Genomic DNA, 13,681 nt, shown 5'->3' with positions numbered 1-13,681 from the left:
GTGCGGCGGCGGTGCGGACATAAGCGGGGCATCGGGAACACCCCGACCCCATTTTGAACCGAACACCGATTTTGACCCCATTCGAAAGGAAAGACCCATGACCAGGAAGATGCTCCTCGCCCCCGTCGTCGCGCTCGGCCTCGCGCTGTCGGCGACCCCTGCGATGGCCCAGTCGGCGCAGCCCGCGCAGCAGGGCATGACGATCTCGAACGGCCCGATCAACTATCTGATCGGCCTGCTGCTTCCCGCGGTGCAGAAGGTCCGCGAAGCCGCTCCGCGCGGCCGTTGACCCGCCGCCGGGCCGGCTTGCCCGCCGGCCCGCACGGCCTTTCAGGAAAGATGACCCCGATGACGAAGCGTTCCCTCCTCGCTCCCCTCCTCGCGCTCGCCGTGGCGCTGCCCGCGGTTCCCGCGATGGCGCAGTCGGCGCAGCCCGCACCCGCCGCGCCGGTGCTGCGCACCAATCCGGTTGCCTATCTGATCGGCATCCTGCTCCCCGCGCCGCAGGTGCCGCGCGATTCGGGCAATCGCTGACGCGATCCGCGCGCGCTTCCGGTGCCGGCCTTGCGGCCGGTCCTGCAGGACCCTCCCGCCGTTGCGACCCCGGCGGGAGGGTCTTTGCGTGCCGCGCCCGCCGGCGCCGACGCTTTATTGATATTCGACCGTCACCGGAATCCGGCCGCGATAGTCGCCGTCGTCGAGCCCGGCGATCCGGAGGCGGCCGCCGAAGCGGAATTGCAGCCGGCCGTCGGGACCCAGCCGCGGCGCGGCGGAGAGGTCGGTGACGAGGCCGGTGACGCGCGCGCTGCGGCCGTACCCCCCCTCGAGATCGACCGCCGCCGGCAGCAGGACGCGCACCGCGGCGCCGGGTTCGCCGCGCACCGTAACGGTGCCGGTGACCGCGAAACCGCCGAGGTCGATGACGTCGCCGCTCAGCCGCCGCGCGCCCGAGAGCGGGTCGAGGTCGACCGTGCCGCCCGCTGCGCCGACCGCGACGCGGCTGAAATCGAGCTGGGTGTCGACTTCGACGCGCAGCGGCGCTTCGGCGGGGCGACTCGCGCTGCGGGCCGCCGGGTCGGCATTGCCGCAGAGCAGGCATTGTGCCGCCGCGCTCGCGGGGGCGGCGAACAGGAAGCCGAGGGTGAGGCAGGCGCGCAGTTTCACCCGCTTTTGATAGGCGCTTCATGGTTAAGCCGCGGTAAAGCTGGCGAGGCGCTTATCCGCTGGCCAGTCCCCCGCTTTTCGGTCACACCCGCCGCATGACCAGCACGCCGTCCGCCCGGCTCAACGCCCTCGCCACCGCGACGCCGGGTCACGATATCCACCAGGCGTTCATCGAATGGGCGACGCCGCGGATTGCCGACGACCGGATGCGCGCGCTGTTCGCGCGCATGGCGGGACGGTCGGGGATCGCGCACCGCTGGTCGGTGCTGCCGCCGACGCCCGCGGGCGGATCGCCGGTCGCGCCGGGCGGATTCTATGACGTCCCCGGTCTGCCGCCGACCTCGGCGCGGATGGCCGCCTATGCCGATCATGCGCCCGACCTCGCGCTCGCCGCGATCGCAAGGCTCGGCGATGCCTTCGCGCTGGCGCGGGTGACGCATCTGGTGGTCGCGAGCTGCACCGGCTTCGTCGCGCCGGGGATCGACCAGATCATCGCGCGCCGGCTGGGGCTGGCGCCGACGGTCGAGCGCGTGCTGATCGGCTTCATGGGCTGTTACGCCGGGGTTACCGCGCTGCGCAATGCGCGCCATATCGTGCGGTCGGACCCCGAAGCGGTGGTGCTGGTGGTGAGCGTCGAGCTGTCGACGCTGCACCTCAGCCTCGCCGACACGCCCGAGCCGCTGCTCGCGATGCTCCAGTTCAGCGACGGCGCCGCGGCGGGCATCGTGTCGGCGGCACCCGGCGGGATATCCCTTGGCGAAGGGCGCAGCCTCGCGCTCGACGACAGCGCGGACCTGATCCGCTGGGACATCGGCGACAGGGGGTTCGCGATGCAGCTGTCGGGCGAGGTGCCCGGGCGGCTGCGCGCGGCGCTGTCCGATGCGGCGGTCCAGCGCACGCTGTTCGGCGACGGCGGGCCGCCGCCGCTGCTCGCGGTGCACGCCGGCGGCCGCTCGGTGCTCGACGCGGTCGAGGCGGCGCTCGGGGTGCGCGCCGACGCGCTCGCGGACAGCCGCGCGGTGCTCGCTGCGTGCGGCAACATGTCGTCGGCGACGATCCTGTTCGTGCTCGCGCGGATGATGGCGCGCGGCGCGCAGGGCGAGGGAGTCGCGATCGCCTTTGGCCCCGGCCTCGCCGCCGAGGCGATCCGCTTCACCGCTCCATGACCCCCTTTGCCAGCCTCGCTGCGCCGATCGAGGCCGAGGAAGAGATGGACGCCGCCGACCTCGCGCCCGTGCGCTATGCGGCAGTGCTGGGCGACCTGTCGCGGATCAACGCGCTGACGCTCGCGGCGCGGCCGACCTTGGCGTTCCTCGACCGGGTGCGGGGGCGCGGAACGGGCGACCGGCCATGGCGAATCCTCGACGTCGGTTTCGGCGCGGGGGACATGCTCGCGCGGATCGCGCGCTGGGGCGACAGGCGCGGCGTTGCGCTCGACCTGGTGGGAGTCGATCTCAACCCCAAGAGCGCGCCGGTCGCCGCGGCGCGTCTGGGCGCGCGGGCGCGGCTGGTCACCGGTGATTATCGCGATCTGGCGGGCGACGGCTGGGACATCATCGTGTCGAGCCTTGTCGCGCATCATATGACGCCCGGCCAGCGCCGCGATTTTCTGGCTTTCATGGAAAGCGAGGCGGCGCTGGGCTGGCTGGTCAACGACCTGCATCGGCGGCGATTGCCCTTCATGGGGTTCCCGCTGCTCGCGGCGCTCGCGCGGGTCGATCCGATCGTGCGGCGCGACGGGCAGCTGTCGGTCGGACGCAGTTTCCGGCGCGGCGAATGGGCCGCGCTGCTCGCCGAGGCGCTGCCCGGCGTCCCGGCGCGCATCTTTCGCAGCTTTCCCTACCGGTTGTGCGTCGAGCGCGTGCGGTGATCCGGTGACGGGCGCCCCCGACGCGATCGTGGTCGGTGCCGGGCCTGCCGGAGCGGCGGCGGCGATCGGGCTGGCGCGGGGCGGCGCGCGTGTTCTGCTGCTCGAACGGTCGCGCGACACGGGCGACGCGCTGTGCGGCGGTTTCCTGAGCTGGCCGACGCTGGCGCGGCTGGCGGCGCTTGGGATCGGGGCCGACATGCTCGGCGGACAGGTGGTGCGCCGTGTGCGGCTGTTCGCCGGCGAGGCGCAGAGCGAAACCCCGCTGCCCGCCGCCGCGATGGGCGTGTCGCGGCGGCGGCTCGACTCGGCGTTGCAGGCGGCGGCGGTCGCGGCGGGCGCGGGGCTCGAACGCGGTATCGTCGCGACCGCGATCGAGGACGGCGCGGTGCGGACGCGTGACGGCGCGGCGCTGCGCGCGCCGTCGACCTTCCTCGCCGCCGGCAAACATGGCTTTCGGGGTTTCGCGCGCGAGCCCGCGACGTGGCAGCGCGCCGACCCGGTGATGGGGCTGCGGCTGCGGCTGCCGCCGCACCCGGCGCTCGACCGGCTGGTCGAGGATGCGGTCGAGCTGCACCTGTTCGATCGCGGCTATGCGGGGCTGGTGCGACAGGAGGATGGCAGCGCGAACCTGTGTCTCGCGGTCCACAAGTCGCAGCTGGGCGCGTCGCCCGAGGCATTGCTGCGCCGGCTCGGCGACACGAACCCGCATCTGGGCGAACGGCTGGCCCGGGCCGACTGGACGGTCGCGATCGATGCGATCGGGCATGTACCCTATGGATGGCGGAGCGGCATCACGACGCCGGGCTTGTTCCGACTCGGCGATCAGGCGGGGGTGATCCCGAGTCTGGCGGGCGAAGGGATGGGCATCGCGCTCGCGAGCGCCGAAGCCGCGGTGGCGGCGTGGCGCCGCGGTGCAGCCGACGCGGCACCCGCGTTCCAGCGGGCGCTGGCGGCGCGCATGGTGCGCCCCTTCGCGCTCGCGAACATCGTGTGGCGCGTGGGGGAGAGCCGGCGGGGCGGACCCCTGATGGTTCGTGCGGCGGCGCTCGCCCCGCCGCTCGTCCGCGGAATGACACGCGCGACGCGGTTGCCGGGCGGCTGAATCCGTTCGCCCTCCTTCTCGCCGCGGGTTCGGGCGGCTTCCCCTTGCGGAGCCCGGCTTCGGCGCCGATATCAGGCGCAACAGGCGCCGCCGCCCATCGGCGCGCAGGAAGGAGCTTCCCCAGCATGACCGACTCACAGCCCGACCGGCCGCTCGACCCGATGGCGCACCATGTGCTGCGCGAGGGCGGCACCGAGCGCGCCTTCACCGGCAAATATACCGATCACAAGGGCGACGGCGTCTATCGCTGCGCCGGCTGCGGCGAACCGCTGTTCGACAGCCGCACCAAATATGACAGCGGCTCGGGCTGGCCGAGCTATACCGCGCCCGCCGCCGACAGCGCGGTGACCGAGCACCGCGACGCGAGCCACGGCATGGTCCGCACCGAGGTGCGCTGCGCGAAATGCGAAGGCCATCTCGGCCATGTCTTTCCCGACGGCCCCGGGCCGACGGGGCTGCGTTACTGCATCAACAGCGCGGCGCTTGACTTCGCCGGTCGCGGGCCGGATGACGCGCAGACCGGCGAGGGCTGACCACCAGTCCTCGGGGCTGACGCGTACAGGGGCGCAGCGAGGGAAGGGAATCGGCTTTGCGCCGCGAAAGACAGCAGGCAAGTTCGGGTAAATCATCGTCGTCGGGTAACGGCAAGCGCGCACCATCGGGCGGCGAGCCGCCGCGCTGGCGCGTGTGGCTGCGCCGTGCGTGGCGCTGGGGCCTCGGGCTCGCGCTCGTCGGCGTGGTTGCGCTGGCGGTCGCGGTCGGCATCGCCGTGCAGCGCATTCCGAGCTTCGAGGAACTCAAGAAATCACCCGCCGGGCAGACGATTCGCGTCCATGCCGCCGACGGTACGGTGTTCCTGTCGCTCGGCCCCAATTACGGACGCTGGCTGACGCTCAGCGAAACGCCGCAGGTGATGCAGGATGCGATGGTGGCGGTCGAAGACCGGCGCTTTCGCTATCACCCCGGGCTCGACCCGGTCGGGATGAGCCGCGCGGCGGTGGTCGCGCTGCAGAACCGCGGCAGCGGGCGTCGCATGCAGGGCGCCTCGACGATCACGCAGCAGCTCGCGCGCAACATCTTCCTGTCGAACAGCTATGATTTCCGCCGCAAGGCGCGCGAGATGGTGCTCGCGCTGGCGCTCGAATGGAAGTTTTCGAAGGACGAGATCCTCGAACTCTATCTCAACAAGGTCTATTTCGGCGGCGGCAGCTATGGCATCGATGCTGCGTCACGGCGTTTCTTCGGCCACAGCGCGACGCAGATGTCGCTGTCCGAGGCGGCGGTGGTCGCGGGACTGGTCAAGGCGCCGTCGCGCTATTCGCCGACCGCCGACGCGCAGGCCGCGCTCGGCCGCGCCGGGGTGGTGCTTTCGGTGATGGTCGACGCGGGGGTGATCACCCAGTCGCAGGCCGACGGGGCCAAGCCTGCCGACGTCCAGCTGGCGCAGGAGACCGGGCAGAACAGCGCGCGCTATTTCAGCGACTGGGCGCTGCCGCAGCTCGACATGCTCATCGACGAGGGCAGCGAGGCGATCGACGTCTACACCACCATCGACCTCAATATGCAGCGCGCCGCGACCGCGGCGATCCAGGCCAATGTGCCCGGCGGGGCGCAGGGCGCGTTGGTGTCGATCGACCGCGACGGCGCGGTGCGCGCGATGGTCGGCGGCACCGATTATGTCGCGTCGAACTACAACCGCGCGACGCAGGCGGTGCGCCAGCCCGGATCGGCGTGGAAGGTCTTCGTCTATATGGCTGCGCTCGAGGCGGGCTATAAGGTCAACGACGAGGTGGTCGACGAGCCGGTGACGATCCGCGGCTGGAGCCCGCGCAACTCGTCGGGGCGTTTTTCGGGCGCGATGGACCTGCGCAGCGCCTTTGCCTATTCGGTGAACACCGTCGCGGCCAAGCTGGGCGACGAGGTCGGCTATTCGACCGTTGCCAATATGGCGCGGCGTTTCGGCATCACCACCCCGATCAACACCCAGCCGTCGATGGTGCTCGGCACCTCCGACGTCCGCGTGATCGACATGACCGCCGCCTTTGCCGCGATCGCGCGCAAGGGCGTGTCGGCGGTGCCCTATGGCATCACCAAGGTGACCACCGCCGACGGGCGCCTGCTCTACCAGCGTCCCGCCGAGCGCGGCACCGTGCTGGTCGACAATTGGGTCGCCGCGGGGATCACCGACCTGATGCAGAGCGCGGTCGCCACGGGCACCGGGCGCGCCGCGCAGATCGGCCGGCCGGTCGCGGGCAAGACGGGAACGACGTCGAGCAACAAGGATGGATGGTTCCTCGGCTTTTCGAGCGGGCTGACCACCGGCGTGTGGATGGGGCGCGACGATGCCAAGGCGGTCGGCGGATTGCAGGGGGGGCGCGCCCCGGCCAAGGCCTTTGCCGACTTCATGCGCGTCGCGGTGGCGCGGCGCCCGGTCGAGCAGTTCGACACCGACGTAAAGCTGCCCGACTGGCAGCTCGAGGACGAAGAGGACGCCTATCTCGGCGAGCCCGGCGAAGGCGGGATGGTCGACGAGAATGGCATGCCGATCGAGCTGCCCTATGACAGCCGTCCGCCGGTCGAGGGCGATCCCGCGCCCGAGACGGTCGAGCCCCCCGTGCTCGACCAGCGCTGGCTCGACGAGCAGACCGGGCGGCGCTCGTCCGATGCCAATGGCGCAGCCAAGGCGCCGGCCCCGGCGCCGCGCAATCCGCCGGCGGTCAAGGTCGCGCCGCCGAAGATGGTGCCGCCGCGTGACGGCACGGGCGAAGCGAATCAGGGGGCGGCGGCGTAATCGCCGCGCGGGGGACGCGCCACCAATGCGCGGCGCACCGGGACCCATTGCGGCTGGCGTCCGAGCCGTGCGTTGAACAGCGCGTTGAAGGTCGCCGGGTCGGGGTGCGGCGAATCGAGCCCCTCGCCATAGCGCGCCCGGACCGCGCGCGGATCATAGCCCATCGCCGCGAGCAGGGTCGGAAAGATGCGGTAGTGGCTCGATGCGTCGAAGCCCCGTTTCGCCGCGGCCGTCCAGCGGCCTGACCCGCCGATGACGACCAGCGGTACGGCGCCCTCCTCGGCGGCGGGTGACGAGCTGCAATGGGTCGTCGTTCCGCGATCGCCGCGCTCGTGCAAATTTTGGCCGTGGTCGGCGGTGTAGACGATCAGCGCCCCGTCGAGCCGCGCGCGGGCGAACAGGCGGTCGAAGAAGCCGCCGACGGTCCACGCCACGGTGTTGCGATAGGCGTTGCGATAGAGGCGCCAGCGTTCGGCGCCGCTGTAGAGATTTTCGGGCAATCGCATTTCGGTCACGAGCGCGGTTTCGTCGCGCGGCAGTGCCGGTGCATAGATTTGCGCGTCGGCGGGATATTTGCCGGCGACCGGAAAATGCGCTCCCATCTTGTTGATCAGGATGAAATCGCGGCGCGCGTTGCCGAGCAGCGCGATCAGCGCATCGGCGGCGGCCATGTCGCGCTCGACGACGGGGGTGTCGCCGAACTGGACGAAATGGTCGATATCGCGCCGTTCGGCGTCGTCCATCCCGTTCTGATATTCGCCGCCGACGCGCTGCGCATCGATATAGGTCGTGCTGTATCCCGCCTGTCTGGCATAGGCGAAGATCGACGGCATCACCGCATTGACCTGTTGATAGGCGTCGCGCGTGCCGCCGTAACGCAGCGTCAGATTGCTGCCATAGCTGCAGTGGGTGATCGATGCGGCGATCCCGAAATTGCCGACCGCAACCCCCGGCGGCGGCGCGGCGAGGCCCGATCGCACCCCGGCGGGGTCGTTGATGTCGAGATAGCGGCCCGCGATGCTTTCATCGACGATCAGCACGATGTCGCCGTCGTCGGCCGGGCGGCCCGGATCGAGGCGGACCGGCTGGCGCGACAGCGCGGGCAGCGCGGCCGCCTCGATCGAATAGAGCGCGGCATAGGCGGTTCCGGTCCAGGCGACGGGCAGCCCGCGCGCGCCTTCGCCGCCGCGCACGAACAGCATGGCCGACAGGATGGCGAGACCGGCAAGCGGCGCGGCGAGGGTCGCGGCCCGCGGGACGGGGCGCCGCGGCCCGGGTTTCAGGCCGATGCCGACGAACAGCAGCAGCGCGCCCGCGGCCGCCCGCGCGATCGAGCGACCATGTTGCGCCATGGCGTCGCCCGCGAACCCCGCCGAATGGATCATGGTGATGAAGGCGTCATAGCTCATCGCGTCGGCAGTGGCGGCCTGGAAGCTGCCCACCAGCAGCGCCGCGAGCGCGAGGATCGACGCCCATCCCCATCGCAGCAGCGGCGACCGCACGAAAGCCGCGCACCACAGGGCGGCGGCGAGCAGGGCATAGAGGCCGGCGTAGATCAGGAGCTGCGGCGACGGGCCGAGCGCCGCGACGCGCGCGCCGATCTCGGGATAATCGAACGCAAGGCCGAGCAGCAGCAGGACCGACTTGACCGGGGTTCGCGCTTCAGTCGCTCTCATCGTTCCCGTTCACCGCCGCCGCCTGCATGAGCGCGCCTCGATAGCGCCCACCTCTTGCGATTTGGTTTCGCGCGCGCCGCGTCAGCCGAAGCGGTAGCGATGCAGGCCACGGCCTTCGCGACGCAGCCAGTCGCGCGCCGCGGCGACGTCGCCGTCGTGCAGTTCGTCGACGAGCGCGTGGAAGGCGCGGCCATGGTCCATATGCCTGAGGTGCGCGACCTCGTGCGCGACGGTCGCGCGCCGGACGTGGTCGGGCGCCATCACCAGCCGCCAGCTGTAGCGCAGATCGCCGCCGTGGGTGCAGCTGCCCCAGCGGCTGCGCGGATCGCCGACGCCGACGCGCCCGACGACCAGCCCGGCGCGCGCCGCGATCGCGCGGCTCTCGCGCTCCATCAGGTCGAGCGCCTGCGCCTTGAGCCAGCGCTCGACGCGGCGCCCGACGCTTTCGGCGGGGCCGCCGAGGCTCAGCCGGTCCTCCTCGATGCGCAGCGTGCGCGGCAGCGCCGGGTCCCACCCGACCAGCCGGCCGATGCCGAACAGCGGCACGGTCGTGCCGGGGCCGACCATCACCGGGAGCACGGCCTTGCCGACCTGCTGCGCCAGCCAGTCCTGCTGCTCGCTTGCCCAGCGCAGCGCCTTGGCCGCATTGCCGCGGTGCGGCAGCGTCAGCCGCAATTCGGCGCGCGCGGCGTCGAAGACGAGCCGGTAGCGGCGCGACCGGGCGTGGCGGACGATGCGCACCGGCCACGGATCGTCGCCGACGAAGATCTGCGGTCCCTCGGCGGCGGCGAGGTCAGACGACGCGTTCGACAAGGTGATTTTCCAGGGGGCCGGCAACCTGTTCGCCGACCGTCCAGCCGACGATCGATTCGCCGGCGCGGTGCACCGCGTCGCGGTCCCCCGAGATCAGATAGTGCCAGCCCGGCAGCGGCCGCCCTTCGGCGCGCAGGCGATAGGCGCAGCTTTGCGGCAGCCATTCGATTTCGGGCGCGCTCGCCTTGGTGAGCGTCAGGCAGTCGGGAACGTGGCGGCGGCGATGCTTGTAATCGCCGCAGCGCGCGGTGCCGAGGTCGAGCAGGCGGCAGGCGACATTGGTCGGGTAGATGCGTCCCGTGTCCTCGTCCTCGATCTTGTGCAGGCAGCATTTGCCGCAGCCGTCGCACAGCGCTTCCCACTCGCCGGCGTCGAGGCTGGCGAGCGGTGCTTCCCAGAATTTGCGCGCGGTGGTCACTTCACCCATCTGGCAAGGTCGGCGGCGACCTTGTCGGGGGCGCCCTCGTCGACGTCGGTCGAGGGATCGTCGAGCGGCACCAGCGCGAGCGGCTTGCCCGCCGGGTCCATCAGGAAGGCGAGCTGGCTGTGCGCCATCAGATAGCGGTCGGGGGCCGACCCCTCGACTTTGTGATAGGTCACGACAAAGGCCTTGGCGACCGCCGCGATCTGTTCGGGGGTGCCGGTCAGCCCGAGCAGCCGCGGGTGATAGCGCGCGACGAAGGGCTTGAGCGCTTCGGGGGTGTCGCGCGCCGGATCGACGGTGATGAAGAGCGGCTGGATCCTGGCGCCGCGCGCCGGGTCGCTCTTTTCGAACTGCGACAGCCCGCGCATCAGTTTCTGGAGGTCGACGGGACAGATGTCGGGGCAGAAGCTGTAGCCGAAATAGACGAGGCGATACTGACCGGCGAAGTCGGTATCGCTGACCGTCCTGCCATTCTGGTCGGTGAGGGTGAACGGGCCGCCGATGCGCGCGCCGGCGAGCGGCGGCTGGCTATTCTGCGCTGGGGCGGCCGGTCCGGCGTCGCACGCGGCGAGCGCGGCGGCGGTCGTGAGGATCAGGCTTGCGCGAAACGCCTTTTGGCCGATAATTGCGATGTTCATCATGGGGCCAGCCTTGCGGGGCCAGGCGCCGAAAATCAACCTTTGTCGTTGCCCCGGGGGGAGGCGCCGGCCGTTTCTGCAAGGTTCCGTTACCATGGTCCGTCGTGCCCTCTTTCGTCTTGCCGCGCTGTCGCTGCTCGCCACCTCGCTGTCGCCGGCGCAGGCGCAGTTCCGCGGCGGCTATGCCTTTTTGCAGGCGGTCGAGAGCCGCGACGGAACCAAGGCGACCGATGCGCTGAAGGGCGACGCCGCGCTGGTCAACACGCGCCACCCCGAGACCGGCGAAACCGCGCTGGCGATCGTCGTGAAGCGGCGCGACACGACCTGGCTGGCCTTCCTGCTCGGCAAGGGCGCCGATCCGTCGATCGCCGATCGCCAGGGGGTGACCCCGCTGATGCACGCCGCGCTGCTCAATTCGACCGAGATGGCGGAGGAGCTGCTCGACGGCAAGGCGCCCGTCGACCAGACCAACCGGCGCGGCGAAACCGCGCTGATCCTCGCGGTGCAGGCGAAGAACAGCGGTGTGGTGCGCCTGCTCGTGCGGCGCGGCGCCAATCCCGACAAGGCCGATCATATCGCGGGCATGTCGGCGCGCGACTATGCGAAGCGCGACGACCGCAGCGGCCAGCTGCTCGCGATGCTCGACGCCAGGGCCGACGCGCCGGTGCGCGAACTGGGGACGACCTTCGGCCCGAAATGAGCCGCGCCGTGCGTTCAATGTGATTTGTTGATTGACAATCACATCTCAATGTGAAAACTGCGGTGCATGTCCACGCAACTCATCGAGCGCATCCGCGCCATCGTCGATGACGGCGCCATGTCCCGTTCGGGACTCGCGCGCGCCGCCGGTCTTCACGCCAACAGCCTGCGCGACCTCGATTCGCCGGGTTGGAACCCCACGGCCGATACGCTGCGCAAGCTTGAAAACTGGCTTGCCCACGGCAGCGACCTGTCGCCGATGGCGACCCCCGAAGACATCATCGCCGAGGCGCGCAACGGCCGCATGTTCATCCTCGTCGACGACGAGGATCGCGAAAATGAGGGCGACCTGGTTATCCCGGCGCAGATGGCGACCCCCGACGCGATCAACTTCATGGCGACGCACGGCCGCGGGCTCGTCTGCCTGACGCTGACCAGGGCGCGCGTCGACGTGCTCGGGCTCGAATTGATGAGCCGCCAGAACGGCACCCGGCACGAAACCGCCTTCACCACCTCGATCGAGGCGCGCGAGGGGGTGACGACGGGAATTTCGGCGGGCGACCGCGCGCGCACCGTGTCGGTGGCGATCGACGGCGCCAAGGGCCGCGACGACATCGTCACGCCGGGCCATGTCTTTCCGCTGATCGCGCGCGACGGCGGGGTGCTCGTCCGCGCCGGCCATACCGAGGCGTCGGTCGACATCGCGCGGCTCGCGGGACTGAACCCCTCGGGGGTGATCTGCGAGATCATGAACGACGACGGATCGATGGCGCGGCTCGACGACCTGATCCCCTTCGCGCGGCGTCACGGGCTCAAGATCGGCACCATCGCCGACCTGATCGCCTATCGCAGCCGCACCGACCGGCTGGTCGAATGCGTGTCCGACGAACCCTTCGAATCGGACTATGGCGGCGACTGGCGGCTCAAATCCTATCGCAACAAGATCGACGGAACGGTCAATCTGGTGCTCCAGAAGGGCGCGGTCGATCCCGGGGGCGTGACGCTGGTGCGCATGCATCCGGTGTCGCTGTTCGACGATCTGATGGGGCGTCCGGGCGCGCGCAAGCGCCGCCTGCAGCGCTCGATGGAAGCGATCGGCGAGGCCGGCGCCGGGGTGATCGTGATGCTGATGCGTCCGTTGCCGGGTTCGGCCGACGCCGAAGCGCTGCCTCCGCCGACCGGCGGCATGGATCTGCGCACCTATGGCATCGGCGCGCAGATCCTCGCCGACCTTGGCGTCCATGCGATGGAATTGCTGACGCCGTCGCACAATAATCTCGTCGGCCTCGAAGGCTATGGCCTATCGGTCGTCGGCGAACGTTCGATCCCCGGGGAGGCCGCATAATGGCGCATGTTCTGATCGTCGAAGCCCGTTTCTACAGCCACCTCAACGACATGCTGCTCGACGGCGTGCGGAGCGCGCTCGAGGCCGAAGGGCACAGCCACGAAACGGTGACCGTTCCCGGTGCGCTCGAAGTTCCCGCGGCGATCTCGCTCGCGGCCGACAGCGGGCGGTTCGACGCCTATGTCGCGCTGGGGGTGGTGATCCGCGGCGAGACCTATCATTTCGAAGTCGTCTCGAACGAGAGCGCGCGCGGCATCATGGCGCTGACGCTCGATGGCCTTGCGATCGGCAACGGCATATTGACGGTCGAAAATGAAGAACAGGCGCTTGCGCGCGCCGACAAGACGCGCAAGGATAAGGGTGGCGAAGCGGCGAAGGCTGCGCTCGCGATGCTGGCCCTGAAGGAACAATTCGGCATTGGTTGATCGACCGCCTCCCAGCCGCTTTTCCGTCGTCGAGCGCGGCGGGCGGCTGGTGGTCATCGACCGGCAGACCGGCCAGACCCCGGCGAGCGCCGCCGAGCGCATGGCCGAATATGACCGGCGCATGGGGAATGAGCCGGTGCGTCCGGCGCCGCGCGCGACCGAAACGGCGCGCCCCGCCGCTGCGCCCGCGCCGCCTCCACGCGAGGGAGCGCCGCGGCCTGCGGCGAATTCGATGGCGGCCAAGGTCGCCGACATGAACGGCAAGCGCCCGTGGAAGGAGGCGCCGCAATCGGCCGCGAAAACCGAAGCGGCGCGCATTCCGCAACGTCCGCCGGCCGCGGCCCGGGCCGGTGCGGGCGGACGCAAGACGATCGTCACCGGAAAATGGTGGGATGCCAAGGGGCCGCGCACGATCGAACTCGGGCCCAAGGGGCAGCAGGTGCTGAGCGGCGGCTTCGTCACCCTCTTCTTCGTCGCGCTGATCGCGGCGGTCGTGGCGCTGCTGATCCAGCCGGTGCTGCTGTTCGTCGGCGCCTTCCTGCTGTTCCGTTTCGGCAGCGCGGTGCTCGGTCCGATCGGTGCCGGGATCGTCGACAAGGCGCTCGCCGAGCGCAACTAGAGTGCGTTCGGTTTTGATCGAATCAAAACCGGCACTCCAGATTTCTGTTCTGCTCTGTTTTCCGGGTCGTCAGGCGAGTCCAGCTGACTTGAAACGCTCTGGAAACGGATTCGCC

The 13,681-nt window shown here is 70.5% G+C and carries 16 protein-coding genes; 11 read left to right on the top strand and 5 right to left on the bottom strand.

The window, feature by feature from the left end; all coding sequences use genetic code 11:
• Positions 1–97: 97 nt before the first annotated feature.
• Positions 98–289, top strand: a complete 192-nt coding sequence (locus tag EAO27_RS17520; RefSeq protein ID WP_242772425.1) for a hypothetical protein — start codon at positions 98–100, stop codon at positions 287–289.
• 59 nt (positions 290–348) lie between these two features.
• Complete coding sequence (locus tag EAO27_RS17515) at positions 349–534, top strand: hypothetical protein (protein WP_242772415.1); 186 nt, start codon at positions 349–351, stop codon at positions 532–534.
• A gap of 114 nt (positions 535–648) precedes the next feature.
• Here EAO27_RS17515 and EAO27_RS17510 read toward each other — a convergent pair whose 3' ends face one another.
• Positions 649–1,164 carry a DUF4402 domain-containing protein gene (locus EAO27_RS17510; RefSeq protein ID WP_242772412.1) on the bottom strand — a complete coding sequence of 172 codons (516 nt, stop codon included), beginning with the start codon at positions 1,162–1,164 and terminating at the stop codon, positions 649–651.
• A 95-nt stretch (positions 1,165–1,259) separates the two neighbouring features.
• Here EAO27_RS17510 and EAO27_RS17505 point away from each other — a divergent pair, with 95 nt between their 5' ends.
• From EAO27_RS17505 to EAO27_RS17485, 5 genes are all read left to right on the top strand, one after another.
• Positions 1,260–2,330, top strand: coding sequence for a type III polyketide synthase (locus tag EAO27_RS17505; RefSeq protein ID WP_242772410.1), 1,071 nt, complete (start codon positions 1,260–1,262; stop codon positions 2,328–2,330).
• On the top strand, positions 2,327–3,034 hold the full coding sequence (locus EAO27_RS17500) for a methyltransferase domain-containing protein (protein WP_242772408.1): 708 nt from the start codon (positions 2,327–2,329) through the stop codon (positions 3,032–3,034). Before EAO27_RS17505 ends, EAO27_RS17500 begins: the two co-directional genes overlap by 4 nt.
• A gap of 4 nt (positions 3,035–3,038) precedes the next feature.
• Positions 3,039–4,136, top strand: coding sequence for an FAD-dependent monooxygenase (locus tag EAO27_RS17495; RefSeq protein ID WP_242772406.1), 1,098 nt, complete (start codon positions 3,039–3,041; stop codon positions 4,134–4,136).
• A gap of 125 nt (positions 4,137–4,261) precedes the next feature.
• A complete protein-coding gene (gene msrB / locus EAO27_RS17490) occupies positions 4,262–4,669 on the top strand; it encodes a peptide-methionine (R)-S-oxide reductase MsrB (RefSeq protein WP_242772403.1) in 408 nt (135 codons plus the stop codon).
• Positions 4,670–4,821: 152 nt separating this feature from the next.
• The gene (locus EAO27_RS17485) at positions 4,822–6,927 is read left to right on the top strand and encodes a PBP1A family penicillin-binding protein (RefSeq protein WP_242780636.1); all 2,106 of its coding nucleotides are present in this window, start codon (positions 4,822–4,824) and stop codon (positions 6,925–6,927) included.
• Here EAO27_RS17485 and EAO27_RS17480 read toward each other — a convergent pair.
• From EAO27_RS17480 to EAO27_RS17465, 4 genes are all read right to left on the bottom strand, one after another.
• Entirely contained in the window at positions 6,909–8,603 is a 1,695-nt protein-coding gene (locus EAO27_RS17480; RefSeq protein WP_242772400.1) for a sulfatase-like hydrolase/transferase, read from the bottom strand. The genes EAO27_RS17485 and EAO27_RS17480 overlap by 19 nt on opposite strands.
• An 81-nt stretch (positions 8,604–8,684) precedes the next feature.
• The gene (locus EAO27_RS17475) at positions 8,685–9,416 is read right to left on the bottom strand and encodes a M48 family metallopeptidase (RefSeq protein ID WP_242772397.1); all 732 of its coding nucleotides are present in this window, start codon (positions 9,414–9,416) and stop codon (positions 8,685–8,687) included.
• Positions 9,397–9,843, bottom strand: coding sequence for a YcgN family cysteine cluster protein (locus tag EAO27_RS17470; protein WP_242772395.1), 447 nt, complete (start codon positions 9,841–9,843; stop codon positions 9,397–9,399). The genes EAO27_RS17475 and EAO27_RS17470 overlap by 20 nt, the downstream gene beginning before the upstream one ends.
• Complete coding sequence (locus tag EAO27_RS17465; RefSeq protein ID WP_242772391.1) at positions 9,831–10,481, bottom strand: SCO family protein; 651 nt, start codon at positions 10,479–10,481, stop codon at positions 9,831–9,833. The genes EAO27_RS17470 and EAO27_RS17465 overlap by 13 nt, the downstream gene beginning before the upstream one ends.
• Before the next feature lie 91 nt (positions 10,482–10,572).
• Here EAO27_RS17465 and EAO27_RS17460 point away from each other — a divergent pair, with 91 nt between their 5' ends.
• The 4 genes from EAO27_RS17460 (at position 10,573) to EAO27_RS17445 (ending at position 13,566) form a co-directional block, all read left to right on the top strand.
• Positions 10,573–11,178 (top strand): ankyrin repeat domain-containing protein, encoded by a 606-nt coding sequence (locus tag EAO27_RS17460; RefSeq protein ID WP_242772388.1) that lies wholly within the window; start codon positions 10,573–10,575, stop codon positions 11,176–11,178.
• Positions 11,179–11,244: 66 nt separating this feature from the next.
• Entirely contained in the window at positions 11,245–12,522 is a 1,278-nt protein-coding gene (ribB, locus tag EAO27_RS17455; protein ID WP_242772385.1) for a 3,4-dihydroxy-2-butanone-4-phosphate synthase, read from the top strand.
• A complete protein-coding gene (ribH, locus tag EAO27_RS17450) occupies positions 12,522–12,947 on the top strand; it encodes a 6,7-dimethyl-8-ribityllumazine synthase (RefSeq protein ID WP_242772382.1) in 426 nt (141 codons plus the stop codon). Before ribB ends, ribH begins: the two co-directional genes overlap by 1 nt.
• A complete protein-coding gene (locus tag EAO27_RS17445) occupies positions 12,940–13,566 on the top strand; it encodes a hypothetical protein (RefSeq protein WP_242772379.1) in 627 nt (208 codons plus the stop codon). The genes ribH and EAO27_RS17445 overlap by 8 nt, the downstream gene beginning before the upstream one ends.
• The last annotated feature ends 115 nt before the right edge of the window (positions 13,567–13,681 follow it).

The organism is Sphingopyxis sp. YF1, assembly GCF_022701295.1.
Classification (GTDB): Bacteria; Pseudomonadota; Alphaproteobacteria; order Sphingomonadales; family Sphingomonadaceae; genus Sphingopyxis.
Note: the sequence above shows the minus strand (reverse complement) of the source record. Positions and strands in the feature narration are given on the sequence as shown.